This window comes from Arthrobacter sp. ok362 (genome assembly GCF_900102785.1).
GTDB lineage: Bacteria > Actinomycetota > Actinomycetes > Actinomycetales > Micrococcaceae > Arthrobacter.
The window spans coordinates 217929-231583 of record NZ_FNGC01000010.1 but is presented as its reverse complement, the minus strand read 5'-3'; the positions used below and the strand labels follow the sequence as shown (position 1 = coordinate 231583).

Sequence of the window (13655 nt, the reverse complement as noted above, 5' to 3'; positions counted from 1 at the left end):
CCGCGACCAGCGTGTCGATCCCGGCCGCCAGCAGGAACCTGGCCAGCCCGAAACCTGTCGGCCCGGCTTCGTAGACCACCCGCACCGGGGCCGGAAGCGACACGATCCAGGCAAGAATCTCGGCAAGATCCGGAGTCATTCGGTGCGGAATGATCTCGCCCGTCTGCGCATCCAGGGCGCATCCGGCAACAGAACGGGCATGGACATCCAGACCGACGCTTGTACGCTCGAACATAGCTGGAACCTCCAAATTTCAAATGTGGCTCTACCTGTCCGCCAAGTCTGGCAGGCAACCCACGTCTTGCTTTGAAGAGGAGGTTCCAGCCCCAAAAACCCGGCTACCTCATATCGTCTAGGGGTGTACCAAGCGCCACGGCTGCCATGGTCCGTGGCCCAACAGTGATAGGGACTTGGCAGCGGCCCGTAGGGTGCCGCGCGGGTAGTCCGTGTCGAGCGTGCGTCGTGCCGGACGCGGGCTAATCGCCGCCACGGAGTTCATGATGCACTTGATGGCGCTGAAAGCTGGGGAGCGAAGCCAGGACGACGAACCGTAAGCGGACCGCACGCGACCAGTTCAGGGCCCATCGGGCAACTTTGATCTAAGTTCTTCTGCATGGGAAGCGATAGCCTGACGCTGGTCTCGGGTGAATCTTCTGGCCTGCTGGTCGAGGACCGCCCGGCTGCCCAGTGCTCCTACGGCCAACAGTTGACCCACGCGACGGATTGCTTCGTCCACGTCCTCTGAATCCTCAATCATCTGGAAGACCTCGTCACGCCGATCTATCGCCTGTACCAGGGCATCGGCGACCATCAGTTGATCCCTTATCCGCCGCTCATCCTCATCCATGCCGCGATTCTTGCACGACCGGCAGCCTTTGGGGCATTTCCGTCCCGTCTGGGGATCCCCTTACGGACAGCATGGGCGGATCAAGGCGGAGCCGACGCGAGATTCAGGCGGACCACACCTCACCGTGGCAGGATCGCCGTCAAATACGTCAATCAGGAGATGATTGGCGATCATTGATTCATGGGATCATTCACGATCACGAGTCCTCCGCTGTCTATCGCCCGCGAACTTTGGCGGCTGGGCGAACCTGATCTTGCCTCACGGGCTGTGAGCTTGAGCGCCGAGCAGGCCGTGGACATCGGAATGAGGGCCGGCGACTTGGACCAATCCGGCGAAGCCCGTGCCATCTGGCCCGACGGCCCAAGCGGCGTCACTTCCGCGCTGGTGCTGGCAGCCGTGGAATACCTCGAAGGTTCCATGCGCCCTTGTGCCAGACACCGCCGGCTTCCAGAGAAGAATCTGCCGCCGGCCCTTCAGGCCAGCGAAGCGGAGCTCTGGGCGGCGCTTACTCCAGTTGCCCGCGCACTCGATCGTCGACGGCTGGAGGCCCGCGAGTAGTCCAACCAATCGTCCACTGGGTTCTGCAACGCGAAATAGCGCATGGTGCAGCCCGCAAGGGGATCCCCATGCGGACGTTGCCAGCTCTGGCAGATCAGTGGAGGCCTTCGAAGTACTGTGCCACATCGTAGTTGCCGATTAGTCGGGCCAGTCCCACGGGCGTCTGCCCTGTCCCGTTCGAATGCATTGGATCTGCACCGCGTGAACGCAGCAGTTCGATCATCTCGGGTCGCCCGCGCGAGTTGAACACGGCGACGAACAGCGGTGTGTTGCCGAAGGAGTTGATTGCGTCGACCGTCGCGCCGAGGTCGAGCAGCGCGGCCGCCGCGTCCAAGGCGTGTTCCTGGGACGCAAGGTGAAGCGGCGTGAATCCCTGGCTGTCAGACGAATCGGGCGACTCGCCTTCGGCGATCAGCCGCGTCACCTCCGCGGCATCATTGGTGAGTGCTGCGTAATGGAGCGGAGACCGACCTGCGGTGTCCATGGAAACCTCGATTCTTGGTACAAGGGGACACTGCACCAAAACCGATCGCTTACCGGACTTGAGCTGCGCCCGGTAAACGATCCCTCAGCGGGACAGTCGGTTCTAACAGCATTTTCCATTGCCTGGGTCACCTGCGGCCGAACTGGTTGGTTCAGTCGATGGCGGCGGCTATGTGCGCGGTGCCGCCCTCGCGGTCCCCGCCTCCGGCAATAGTCGTGCATGGAAGAATCGCAGCATGGATGGGGAGCAGCGGAGGCATGCTGAGTACAACTTGAGAATCCAGGACGGCCTCGTGAAGGCGATGGATCGGCGGGAGGAAGTCTTCCAACTGGTCGAGGATTCAGAGAACCGAGATGAAGCGATTCGTCGTCTGATGGAATTGTTGGAGCTGGGCGAGATGTCCTGCCGGGCAGTCCTGGCCCTGCAAATTGGAAAGTTCACTGGCGAACAACGCGGCGAACTTGCTGCCCAGGCGGAAGAGCTCAGATCGATCCTGTCGTCTGGTGGGGAGTGTGGAGCCATAGGGAGTTGACTATTCTGCGCCTCCGCCGCGGAGTCGCAGGAGGAGCTGCTGCCGGAGTCGTGGAATCCCTGTCCTCCAAACGTGCCCGCTGTATAGACTCCGAGAGCTCTAGCCGGAACCGGAGCGACGTCGCAGCGAGACGGGCTTGGCAGCTCGTAAAGACGTTCCGCAGAGGGATCCCTGAACGGGCGCCGTTGAAGCGATTCAGCGCGGACCGTGGGAGGCTGGGACTGCAAATTGAGCCGCACGGGCAAGGAGCCCATGGTTATGCAATACGCCGAACCACTCGTCACGCAGGACAACGCCGTAGTGCGCACAGTGACAGGAACGTTTTTTCGTGCCGTTGACCCCACCTACCGAGCTGCTGCACTTGAGGGGTCGCGGTCGGCCGGCCGGTATTCACCACCGGACGTGCCAACGCTCTATCTCAGCTCGTCGCGTGACGGTGTCGCAGCCGCGATGATCGCGCATTCCAACGGCCGCACCCCTAATCTTGAAGTCTTACGGTTCGATGTGAAGGCCGATGGAATCGTTGACCTCCGTGATCACGAGGCATTGAAATCGATCGGCATTGACCCCGCCGACGCTGCAGCAGACTGGCAGCAAGTTGTTGCCGGCGGTGGTTCGCCATCCTCATGGAAAGTCCGCGAAACTCTTGAGCGCAGTGGGGCCCACGGGCTAATCGACCCCTCCCGTAAACAGCCCCACCTCTGGCATCTGACGCTCTTCACCTGGAACGTTGAGGGTTCCCCCAGTGTTCGTGAAGTACAGGCCCGGTAGAGGATCCTCCACCGGGACGATTGGTGGCGCTGTATTCGGCAATGGAAGGATGACTTATGAGCAACGTCTTCCTCACTGGGCAACTTGTTTGCAGTGACCAAGAGCAGGTCACTGTGGTCGCACAGCACCTACCCCTGCACATCAAGCTGACGCGCGCCGAGCAAGGATGCCTTTCCTTCGAAGTGAACCCCACTCAGAACCCCCTGATCTGGCAGGTCGATGAGCAATTCCAAGACGCCGCGTCGTTCCGAGCACACCAGCAACGAGTCGCCGAGAGCGAATGGGGCAGGGCAACTGCATGCATCGCTCGACACTACGAGATTGAAGGCATGTAGCCCGTCGGATGCATCACTGGTACCGCGCCAACCGCTGCACGCTGCCTGATGAAGGATCCCTCACCGGGCGCGCAAATGCATGGTATCCGGTCAAGGATATTGCGGATGGATGCTCTCGGGGTGTACCAGTTACGTACCGACGACGGCGTACTCGCCGTTCAGTTTCTCGGCCAAACGTTCGATATTAAAGGTTGACGGCTGGCCACTCGCGATTTGGCTGAGGTCAACAACCATCCAATTACTACCCCGAATGAGAGGTATCTTGCCCTGACTCGAGTCCGCCCATATTTGATAGCTCTTCTCAAGAGCGTCCTGGTTTGGGTAGAGATCTATCTGAACATTTTTCGAACAGAGTCTCTGCGCCGAAGTGAGCGGAATGCCATCGCCCATAGGAACAACCGGATCGCCAACGGGTTTAGGATCGCAGCCCATGACGTCATCGACGGCAGCGTAGGCCTCATCAATAGAGCCAAACGATTGCGGGCCCCCGCGTCCTAGCTGCTGCCCCGCGCATCCGGTGAGCGGGACCGCCACAAGAAAAATCGCAACCGCCAGGTCCAGCAAACGACTGCACTTCATCACTTCTACCCCCAAGGTTATGGATGGCACTATTCCACACTGAGTACATCCCGGGAAGCCCAATCGCTTCTATTGCAGCCAGCTCAGCTCTCCAGTGTCAGGCGACTACCCTTACCAATCGGCGGCGTTGATATTTCATGTGAGCACTTTGCCAGATGGGCTTCATACGCGCCCAAGACCTCTCTGCAACCTGCCGACCGGCGCCCGTAAGCCGGTCCCCCACCGGCGCAAGCGCCAGCCAAGATTTCCAGATCACGATCACCGTCTTTCCGCGGACGGCCAATTCCCGTAAGACCCGCCCGCAAAAATGCCCGGTGACGGGGGGATAAACGGTACATTCAACACCATGACCGGGCTGCTGATCGGATAAGCCCGCGTATTCACCAAAGACCAAGACCTAACCGCCCAGAAGAATGCCCTTCTCGCTCTGGGAGTGGCACCGGACAAGACATTCATGGACCAGGGCCCCACCGGCACCAACCGGGCACGGCGGGGACTCCGGGAAGCGCTGGCCACCTGCCGAAACGGGGACACCCGTGTGGTGAACATCCTCGACCGCCTGTCCTCCACGCGGGGTCGACTTCGGTCGGGGGTTCTTGCTGTGCCGGTTCTTCCGGTTCTGCTGCGTCGGCCATGAGCTGGTCAATGCGTGCCGAGTCCGTCTGGGCGGCTTTGAGCGCGTCGGCGTGCTTGAAAGGTTCCACCAGTGCTGTATCTGCCTGTTCGACGCGCGACCCCGTACGGTTCACACCGCCATCGACCGGGTGGTTAGGCTGGGTGAATGGCGACAGTTATTCTCGTGCGGCACGGCCGCACCACAGCCAATGCCACTGGCCTGCTGGCCGGTCGGGCCGTCGGCGTCAGCCTGGACCAGATAGGGCGGGACCAGGCGGCTCTGACCGGAGACCGGCTCGCGCCCGTGCCCTTGGTCGGGGTGGTGTCGAGCCCTCTTGAGCGTTGTCAGCAGACCGCCCAGCTCATCCTGGATCGCCAGACTGGCGCGCCGTACGCGCCGGTCGATCTCGATCTCACCGAGTGCGATTACGGCCAGTGGCAGGGCCGCACGCTCAGTGATCTCACGACCGAGGATTTGTGGCCGGTTGTGCAGTCGCAACCGTCCGCCGTCGTCTTTCCCGGCGGTGAATCCATGGCCGCCATGCAGGCTCGGTCGGTGGCAGCGATCCGGCGCCACGATGCAGTCTTCGAAGCCGAGTACGGGCCGGGGGCCGTGTGGGTTGCGGTGAGTCACGGTGACATCATCAAGTCAATCCTCGCCGACGCGCTCGGCATGCACCTTGACCTGTTCCAGCGCATTAACGTGGGCCCCGCCTCCGTATCGATCGTGCGCTACGGCGCTAGTCGGCCGAGCGTCTACGCGACCAACACCGACGCTGGTGATCTGTCGTGGCTGTCGAACGGCATCCACTCTGGCGATGCGCCGGTGGGCGGCGGTGTAGGGCAAAAGGCGCCATGAACTTCATGTGCCTAGAATACTGACATGCCTACACGTCTTCACGAGTTTGCCTGGCCTGATCGGGTCGTCGTTGGCACCATTGGCCTTCCGGGGGCGCGCACGTTCTACCTGCAGGTGCGCGCAGGGACGCAGATCGTGAGTATTGCCTTGGAGAAGCAGCAGTCGGCTCTGCTCGCGGAGAAGATCGACGAAATGCTCGACCAGCTCATCACCGTCGAGGGCAACCCCTTCAGCGTTCCCACGAGTACTCCCAATGAACTTGTCGACAATGACCAGCTCGAGGCCGTTCAGGAGCAGTTTCGCACCGGCGCCATGAGCTTGGGCTGGGACCCAACCACGGCCCAGGTCGTAATAGAGGCCTACCCCATCACCGATGTAGATGCTGATGACAACGACGAATCGCTTGACGAGGACGGCGCTACGGATCCCGAAATGCTGCTGGTGCGGATGCCGGTCGGCACCGCCCGCGCATTCGCCAAGCGCACCCGTGAGATCGTGGGCGCAGGGCGTCCGACGTGCCCGCTCTGCGGTTATCCCGTGGACGCCGGCGGGCACATCTGCACCCTTCCCGAGGTCTGATGCCAACGACGGACCTAGTGACCGCCGAGCTGACGCTCACCGGCCGCATCACGACGGCTTCAAACGCTACATTTCTGGGCATCATCGGCGACGTGGTGGTCGTCTATAAGCCGATAGCAGGCGAAAGTCCGCTGTGGGATTTTCCCCGCGGCACCCTGGCTCACCGGGAGGTGGCCGCCTACATGGTCTCGCAAGCCTTCGGCTGGGACGTCGTGCCGCACACCTGGCTGCGCGATGGTCCGATGGGCGAAGGAATGGTGCAGCTCTGGCAGGAGCAAGACCCGGCCCAAAGCGCCGTCAACCTGGTCGCGACGGACCACGTGCCGGAAACTGGCTGGAAACGCGTTCTCGAGGGACGAGATGAAAACGGACGGATGGTCGCCCTCGTTCACGAAGACTCGTCAGCGCTCAGACGCATGGCGGTGTTCGACATGGTCGTCAACAACGCCGACCGCAAAGGCGACCACATTCTTGCCATGACGGAAGGACACCGGCACGGCGTGGACCATGGGCTCACCTTTCACCGTGACCACAAGCTGCGCACGGTCCTGTGGGGATGGCTGGGAGACGCCCTAACCGCCGAGGAACGCGACGGCATAGATCGTGTCAGCGAAGGACTGCACGGTGGGCTGGGCCGAGACCTGGCGGACTTGCTCAGCTCCGAAGAAATCGCATCGCTCGCCGCGCGCTGCGCCAAGTTGCGCTTGGCAGGGCGGTTTCCGGCTCCGAGCGGTGAGATGTCGGCGGTGCCCTGGCCGCTGTTCTAAGGGAATTACGGCTACGGACTTCGCGGGCTGTGCGACGTTGAGTCGTCCTCTGCGGGCGCGCCCGCAGCAGAGCGGATCCAACCCGAGGCAAGAACGGTGCCTTAGGTCTTTTGACCGACTTTGATTGCGGCCACGAGTTTGGTCACTCTTTCGTTATGCAGCAAAATACGGGCGGCATCATTTTGACTTCGCAACCGGTCGCAGAAAGCGCATGGCCGCCAAGAACATGTGTTCTTAGCGGCCATCGCAAAGGTCTCGGGAGATCAGTCCCTATACATTGAACCTAAATTCAACCACGTTCCGTCACAGAATAACCTCTTGTCCATGCAGCGGGAGCCAGTGGGCCGCTGAGCTTTCTGCCTTAGCTGACTTTCCCTTCAGGGGTGCGGGCCGGCAGGGGCGTCCGGTGTCGGTTGGATGCACGGGCAGACTGGACGACCACGACCACGACCACGGCCACAACTCCTACGAAAGCCAGGCCTGCAGCGATTGTCGTCGCCCGTCGGGAAATGGTGGCCGGGTTGACAGGCTCGGGGGCACCCGCGGGAGCTTCGATGACGGGCACGTCCCAATCGTTCCCGGAGGGGAAGATTCCGGGCGGAAGCTCTGCCGCCCGAAGTTCGCGGCGGGCCGCGAGGCGGTTCCGGACTTCTTGCTTCGGAGCGGGCACGGCGGCGTCTGCTGCGATCGCAGTGGGGAAATCAATGAGGTAGGGCTCACCATAGAACGCTGAAGAGGCGACGGACTCCAACCAAGTGGCCGGCGGTTCCGCAACGCCGCGGGCGGCGAAGGCGGACCGCAGGCTTACTAGGATCTCGGCGAGGCTTTTGCCTTCGGAGTCCTTGCTGGCCTCGAAGATAGCAAGTTGAAGCTGCAGCTTCACATCCGCAGCAGGGTCCTTAACGGTGGGGTCCTGCCCGGTAGGATCCCCTTTGAGTGGCTCAGCATTCACGGCGCCGGCCTTGCTTGGGTCAGTGTTCATGGGCTTCCTTTCATCGTGGTTCCCCGCCCCTGGTCCCGGGTGACAGCTACCAGAAATTCTAAAGCGGTGTGGCGGTCAGCGTTATCCGCAGTCGCACTCGTTGCGTCCTCCGAGCGGCGTTCTCTGTATGCATTCCCGATAATCGACGTACCAAGCGGGAATGAGCTGGCATGGGGTCCGTGATCCCCTCGCCCGTCACGGAAAGACAAATAACGGCCACTTCATAAGTCCCCAGGACCGTCGACGAGGCGGCCGGCCGAGGGATGGCGGTCCGGGACAACCTCCGAGCCGCCGGACGCGCAGGGATTTCACCGTTCCCCTGTTGCCGGGGGCCCTGATTGGGTAGGCTCCTTTCATGGCACGGCGCAGTTTTCTTCAGTGGCCGGTCGTCCGGCAGTTGAGTACGGGCGACCTCTTGGGCCGCGGTCCGGCGGTGACATCCCCGCAGACCAGGTCCATCACTCCGCGGACGGTCACCGCTGACCGCGTCGTGCAGAGCGTGTGCCCGTATTGCGCCGTGGGCTGCGGACAGCGGGTCTACGTCAAAGACGAAAAGGTCGTTCACATCGAGGGCGATCCGGATTCGCCAATATCCCGCGGTCGTTTGTGCCCCAAGGGCTCTGCCAGTGAACAGCTGGTCAACTCGCCAGGCCGTCAAACGGGCGTGCTTTACCGTGCGCCACGCTCCACCCAGTGGCAGCACCTGGACCTAGCCACCGCCGTCGACATGGTGGCGGACCGCTTCATCGAGACCCGCCGCAGGACGTGGCAGCAAGAAGACGAGGAAGGCAGGCTGCTTCGCCGCACGATGGGGATTGCTTCGCTGGGCGGGGCAACACTCGATAACGAAGAGAACTACCTGATCAAGAAACTCTTCACGGCTGCCGGTGCGGTACAGATCGAGAACCAAGCCCGCATTTGACACTCCTCCACGGTTCCCAGTTTGGGAGCCTCGTTTGGACGCGGTGGCGCGACGCAATCACTGCAAGACATGGCCAACGCCGACTGCATCGTCATTCAGGGTTCCAACATGGCCGAATGCCACCCGGTGGGATACCAGTGGGTTGCGGAGGCTAAGGCACGCGGAGCTAAGGTCATTCACGTCGATCCCCGATTCACGCGCACCTCCGCCGTCGCGGACAAGCACATTCCGATCCGGGCCGGCTCTGACGTCGTCCTTCTGGGCGCCCTGATTAACTACGTCATCACCAATGACCTCTGGTTCAAGGAGTACGTCGGCGCGTACACCAACGCGGCGACGCTGGTGCACGCGGACTACCGCGATGCCGAGGACCTGGGCGGCCTGTTCTCCGGTTTCGATCCGGAAAAAAGGGCGTATGACACGTCGTCTTGGGCGTACGCGGAACAAGGTGAGGGCGCGATTGATGAGCCGGGGCTCAGCCGCGAACACGGCGCCGAAGCGTCCGCCCGTGCTGCCGCGGACACCTTTGGCAGTGGCGGGCCGCCGCTGGAGCATGCCGAAGTGCAGCGGGATGACACCCTGCAAGACCCCCGGACGGTCTTCCAGATCGTCAAGCGGCATTATGCCCGGTACACCCCGGAGATGGTCCGGGACATGTGCGGCATCAACGTGGCGGATTTCGAGTATCTTGCCCGCAGCATCACGGAAAACTCGGGACGCGACCGGACAACCTGCTTTGCCTACGCGGTGGGTTGGACTCAGCACTCCCTGGGAGCGCAGTTCATCCGGGCCGCGGCGATCCTTCAGCTATTGCTGGGAAACGTGGGGCGCCCCGGCGGCGGGATCATGGCCCTTCGCGGCCATGCCAGCATCCAGGGGTCCACCGACATCCCCACATTGTTCAACCTGCTCCCCGGCTACCTGCCGATGCCCAGCGCCGGCCGCCATGACAGCCTCAGTGACTATCTGGCAGCCGTCGGGTCAAAACAGCAAAAGGGCTTTTGGGCCGACGCCGACGCCTACACCGTCAGCCTGCTGAAGGCCTGGTGGGGTGAAGCCGCGACCGCGGACAACGACTGGGCCTATGATTACCTTCCGCGGCTAACGGGGGCGCACGGCACATATGAGACCACTATGAGCATGCTCAAGGACGAGGTGGAGGGGTACTTCATCCTTGGACAGAACCCCGCAGTGGGCTCGGCCAACGGCCGGCTGCAACGGCTTGGCATGTCCCATCTGAAGTGGCTGGTGGTGCGTGACCTGAACATGATCGAGTCGGCCACCTGGTGGAAGGACGGCCCGGAGATCGAATCCGGCGAACTGCGCACCGAGGATATCGAGACCGAAGTCTTCTTCCTGCCCGCAGCCACCCATGTGGAGAAAGCCGGCTCGTTCACGCAGACCCAGCGTCTGCTGCAGTGGCGGCACCAGGCTGTGGCACCGCCCGGGGAGTGCCAGAGCGAACTGCAGTTCTTCTTCGAGCTAGGCCAACGGATCCGGGCGAAGCTGGCCGGCTCCGAGGACGAGCGGGACCGTCCGCTGCTCGACCTGACCTGGGACTATCCCACGGATGAGCACGGCGATCCAGATGCCGAGGCTGTGCTTGCCGAGATCAACGGCCGCCAACTGGCTGGACCGGACGCCGGTAAGCCCCTCTCCGCCTACACCGAGCTCCGTGCAGACGGTTCCACGGCCGCTGGTTGTTGGATCTACACCGGTGTTTACGCTGACGGCTCCAACCACGCTGCCAACCGTAAGCCTGGTCGGGAACAAGGGCCCGTGGCTTTGGAATGGGGCTGGGCATGGCCGGCCAACCGCCGGGTCCTGTACAACCGGGCGTCCGCGGATCCCGCCGGTAAGCCGTGGAGCGAGCGGAAGAAATACATCTGGTGGGACCAGGACCAAGGAAAGTGGGTCGGCGACGATGTTCCCGATTTCCCGGTGGACCGGGCTCCGGGAAGCCAGCCCGACCCGGCCCTCGGCGGCCCTGCAGCCCTTAGCGGAGATGACCCCTTCATCATGCAGGCCGACGGCAAGGGCTGGCTGTTCGCCCCGAAAGGCCTCGTGGATGGGCCTCTTCCCACTCACTACGAGGCTCAGGAATCCCCCGTGGCCAACGCGCTCTACCCACAACAGCAGAGTCCGGCACGGCTCGTGTTCCCGCGCGCGGGCAACTTCAGTGCGCCAAGTGCCGGTACCCCGGGCGCAGAGGTGTACCCGTACGTCTTCACCACGTACCGGCTTACTGAGCATCACACCGCAGGCGGGATGAGCCGCTGGCTTCCTTACTTGTCCGAATTGCAGCCGGAGATGTTCTGTGAGGTTTCGCCTGAACTGGCTGACGAGCGGGGGCTTGAGCCCTACGGGTGGGCCACCATTATTTCGCCCCGCTCGGCCATAGAGGCGAAGGTGCTCATCACTGACCGGCTGAAACCGTTGGCCGTTGGCGGTCACACCGTGCACCAGATCGGGCTGCCCTACCACTGGGGCGTGGGCAGTGACGCCATCGTCAGTGGCGATGCGGCCAATGACCTGCTTGGCGTGACGCTGGACCCCAATGTCCAGATCCAGGAGTCCAAGGTCGCCTCCTGCGATATCCGCCCGGGTCGCCGGCCGCGCGGGCAGGAACTGCGGGCCCTGGTCGCCGCCTATCAGGCGCGGGCGGGACTGACCGCCGAGACCGGCAACCGCGCCGTTACCGATCCGATGTTGGAGGACTAGATGGGCCAGCTGTCCGGACCGACCGATCCCACCGCCGATGCCCACTGGGAGCACAGCCATCCGCGGAAGGGCTTTTTCACCGACACCTCGATCTGCATCGGGTGCAAGGCCTGCGAGGTTGCCTGCAAGGAATGGAACCATAACCCGCAGGACGGCAACCTGGAGCTGCTCGGGTCGTCCTACGACAACACCGGGGCGCTGGGCGCCAGCACTTGGCGTCATGTGGCGTTCATCGAGCAAGGTCAGGAACGCATTGTTGAGGCGCGGGAATCAGGCCGCGCCCTGGTGAGCCTGGGCATGCCGCGTATCGGTCCGCCGGCCACGGCATCACCAGCTGCGACGGACCTGGCCGAGGCCGAGACCACGCCCCCGGACACGGCAGACTTCAGGTGGTTGATGTCCTCCGACGTCTGCAAGCACTGCACGCACGCCGGGTGCCTCGACGTGTGCCCCACCGGAGCGCTTTTCCGCACCGAATTCGGGACCGTGGTGGTACAGGACGACGTCTGCAACGGCTGTGGAACCTGCGTCGCCGGATGTCCTTTCGGCGTCATCGAGCGCCGCGCCGATGGCTCGGTCAAGGTGGCTACCAGCAGGAACGACCAGCACGCCAAGCATCCCGCCGTCCCCAATGCGGGCATCGCCCAGAAGTGCACGCTGTGCTACGACCGGCTTGTCGCCGATGAGACCCCCGCGTGCGCCAAGGCGTGCCCTACGACGTCTATCAAGTTCGGCGACCATGACGACATGGTGGAGACGGCCAGGGAACGGGTTTCCAGCCTGCACGCGCAAGGCCTGACGGAGGCAAGGCTCTACGGTGCGAACGAAAACGACGGCGTCGGCGGAACCGGATCAGTCTTCCTGCTCCTCGACGAACCCGAGGTCTACGGACTTCCGCCGGACCCACGGGTACCCACGGCCGACCTTCCGCAGATGTACCGAAGGGCCGGCATGGCAGTAGCGGGCATGGCCGCGGCAGTTGCAGTGGCATTCCTGGGAGGGCGTGCATGACCCTCTCAGAGTTTGACAGCTTCCGGCCTTCGGAACCCGTCCGCCGTCGCCGGCGGGAGGGCAAACGAGGACCGGGCCGGCGCCCGGCCAATGGCGACGGCTCCCGGGAAATGCCCATGGTTCCGGAGCAGGAATTCAGCTCGTATTACGGCCGTCCGGTTGTAAAAGCGGCACCCTGGGGTAATGATGTGGCCGCGTACCTGTTCCTGGGCGGCGTTGCCGCCGGCTCGGCTCTGCTCGGACTCGGCGGCCAGTTGAGCGGGCGGCCGACGCTGCGCCGTAACGCGCGTTTGAGCGCTTTGGCAGCGGTAAGTGCCGGGACTGTTGCGCTTGTGAAGGACCTCGGCAGGCCGGAGCGCTTTCTGCATATGCTGCGGACTTTCAAGGTCACTTCGCCGATGAGTGTGGGCTCGTGGATCCTCAGCGCCTTCAGTGCAGGTGCGGGGGTCTCGGCGGTGGCTGAGATCGACCGGATGAGCGGATCCCGGCTTCCGCTGGGTCCGTTGCGGAACGTGCTGCGGGCTGTCGAGGGACCGGCCGGCTTCGAGGCCGCCGTCTTTGCCGGACCTCTGGCGGCTTATACGGCAGTGCTGCTCGGAGACACCGCCACACCGACGTGGAACGCTGCCCACGAGGAACTGCCGTTCGTCTTCGTAAGTTCGGCAGCCCTCGCTTCTGCCGGGCTCGCCATGGTCACCACGCCGGTGCGCGAAACGGGGCCGGCCCGGAAGCTTGCCGTGCTCGGCGTCTTAGGTGAGGTGGCTGCCATGAAAGTTATGGAACAACGGATGGACCCGGTGGCGGCGGAACCCCTACACCAAGGCAAGGCAGGCGCCATGCTGAAATGGAGCGAGCGTTTGGCGGTCGCCGGCGGGCTGGGAACACTGCTGGGCGGCCGACACCGCGGAGCGGCTGCGGTCTCCGGACTCGCGTTGCTGACCGCGTCGGCCCTGACGCGTTTTGGTGTATTTGAGGCGGGCCTGGCCTCGGCCAGGGATCCGCGGTACACCATCGAACCGCAGAAGACGCGGCTCGCCGCCCGCCGTGCGGCCGGAATCACCGACGACGCGATCACCACCGGCGGCTGAAAACG

The 13655-nt window shown here is 63.3% G+C and carries 14 protein-coding genes and 2 pseudogenes; 11 read left to right on the top strand and 5 right to left on the bottom strand.

Translation table 11 applies throughout. The features are described 5' to 3' along the window. A pseudogene (locus BLQ10_RS14890) lies at positions 1-235 on the bottom strand (IS110 family transposase); the annotation flags it as partial. 339 nt (positions 236-574) lie between these two features. Continuing rightward, positions 575-847 (bottom strand): DNA gyrase subunit A, encoded by a 273-nt coding sequence (locus BLQ10_RS14885; protein WP_091563344.1) that lies wholly within the window; start codon positions 845-847, stop codon positions 575-577. 180 nt (positions 848-1027) lie between these two features. Between BLQ10_RS14885 and BLQ10_RS14880 the strand changes: the two genes are divergently transcribed. Continuing rightward, the gene (locus tag BLQ10_RS14880; RefSeq protein WP_091563342.1) at positions 1028-1405 is read left to right on the top strand and encodes a hypothetical protein; all 378 of its coding nucleotides are present in this window, start codon (positions 1028-1030) and stop codon (positions 1403-1405) included. A 94-nt stretch (positions 1406-1499) separates the two neighbouring features. Here the strand turns inward: BLQ10_RS14880 and BLQ10_RS14875 are convergent, their stop codons facing one another. After that, positions 1500-1889: an ankyrin repeat domain-containing protein gene (locus BLQ10_RS14875; protein ID WP_091563341.1), complete on the bottom strand. Its 390-nt coding sequence runs from the start codon at positions 1887-1889 to the stop codon at positions 1500-1502. Positions 1890-2124: 235 nt separating this feature from the next. Between BLQ10_RS14875 and BLQ10_RS14870 the strand changes: the two genes are divergently transcribed. From BLQ10_RS14870 to BLQ10_RS14860, 3 genes are all read left to right on the top strand, one after another. Beyond that, positions 2125-2421, top strand: coding sequence for a hypothetical protein (locus BLQ10_RS14870; RefSeq protein ID WP_091563339.1), 297 nt, complete (start codon positions 2125-2127; stop codon positions 2419-2421). Between the two features lie 258 nt (positions 2422-2679). Continuing rightward, positions 2680-3192 (top strand): RES family NAD+ phosphorylase, encoded by a 513-nt coding sequence (locus BLQ10_RS14865; protein ID WP_091563383.1) that lies wholly within the window; start codon positions 2680-2682, stop codon positions 3190-3192. A gap of 56 nt (positions 3193-3248) precedes the next feature. Next, positions 3249-3527 (top strand): putative quinol monooxygenase, encoded by a 279-nt coding sequence (locus tag BLQ10_RS14860; RefSeq protein WP_091563338.1) that lies wholly within the window; start codon positions 3249-3251, stop codon positions 3525-3527. A gap of 129 nt (positions 3528-3656) precedes the next feature. Here BLQ10_RS14860 and BLQ10_RS14855 read toward each other — a convergent pair whose 3' ends face one another. Next, positions 3657-4136: a hypothetical protein gene (locus tag BLQ10_RS14855; RefSeq protein ID WP_139164250.1), complete on the bottom strand. Its 480-nt coding sequence runs from the start codon at positions 4134-4136 to the stop codon at positions 3657-3659. Between the two features lie 352 nt (positions 4137-4488). On the opposite strand from BLQ10_RS14855, the pseudogene BLQ10_RS14850 reads away from it, so the two are divergent. From BLQ10_RS14850 to BLQ10_RS14835, 4 genes and pseudogenes are all read left to right on the top strand, one after another. Beyond that, positions 4489-4743, top strand: a pseudogene (locus BLQ10_RS14850) (recombinase family protein); the annotation flags it as partial. A 144-nt stretch (positions 4744-4887) separates the two neighbouring features. Continuing rightward, positions 4888-5580: a histidine phosphatase family protein gene (locus tag BLQ10_RS14845; RefSeq protein WP_091563335.1), complete on the top strand. Its 693-nt coding sequence runs from the start codon at positions 4888-4890 to the stop codon at positions 5578-5580. 24 nt (positions 5581-5604) lie between these two features. Beyond that, on the top strand, positions 5605-6159 hold the full coding sequence (locus tag BLQ10_RS14840; RefSeq protein ID WP_091563332.1) for a DUF3090 domain-containing protein: 555 nt from the start codon (positions 5605-5607) through the stop codon (positions 6157-6159). Beyond that, complete coding sequence (locus BLQ10_RS14835; protein ID WP_091563331.1) at positions 6159-6926, top strand: SCO1664 family protein; 768 nt, start codon at positions 6159-6161, stop codon at positions 6924-6926. Before BLQ10_RS14840 ends, BLQ10_RS14835 begins: the two co-directional genes overlap by 1 nt. Before the next feature lie 361 nt (positions 6927-7287). Here BLQ10_RS14835 and BLQ10_RS14830 read toward each other — a convergent pair whose 3' ends face one another. Beyond that, complete coding sequence (locus BLQ10_RS14830; RefSeq protein ID WP_091563329.1) at positions 7288-7908, bottom strand: hypothetical protein; 621 nt, start codon at positions 7906-7908, stop codon at positions 7288-7290. A gap of 355 nt (positions 7909-8263) precedes the next feature. Here BLQ10_RS14830 and fdh point away from each other — a divergent pair, with 355 nt between their 5' ends. The 3 genes from fdh to nrfD are packed head-to-tail and all read left to right on the top strand — an operon-like array spanning position 8264 to position 13650. Continuing rightward, positions 8264-11551 (top strand): formate dehydrogenase, encoded by a 3288-nt coding sequence (gene fdh, locus BLQ10_RS14820; protein WP_139164249.1) that lies wholly within the window; start codon positions 8264-8266, stop codon positions 11549-11551. Continuing rightward, complete coding sequence (locus tag BLQ10_RS14815) at positions 11552-12562, top strand: 4Fe-4S dicluster domain-containing protein (protein ID WP_091563324.1); 1011 nt, start codon at positions 11552-11554, stop codon at positions 12560-12562. Next, a complete protein-coding gene (nrfD, locus tag BLQ10_RS14810) occupies positions 12559-13650 on the top strand; it encodes an NrfD/PsrC family molybdoenzyme membrane anchor subunit (protein WP_091563322.1) in 1092 nt (363 codons plus the stop codon). Before BLQ10_RS14815 ends, nrfD begins: the two co-directional genes overlap by 4 nt. The last annotated feature ends 5 nt before the right edge of the window (positions 13651-13655 follow it).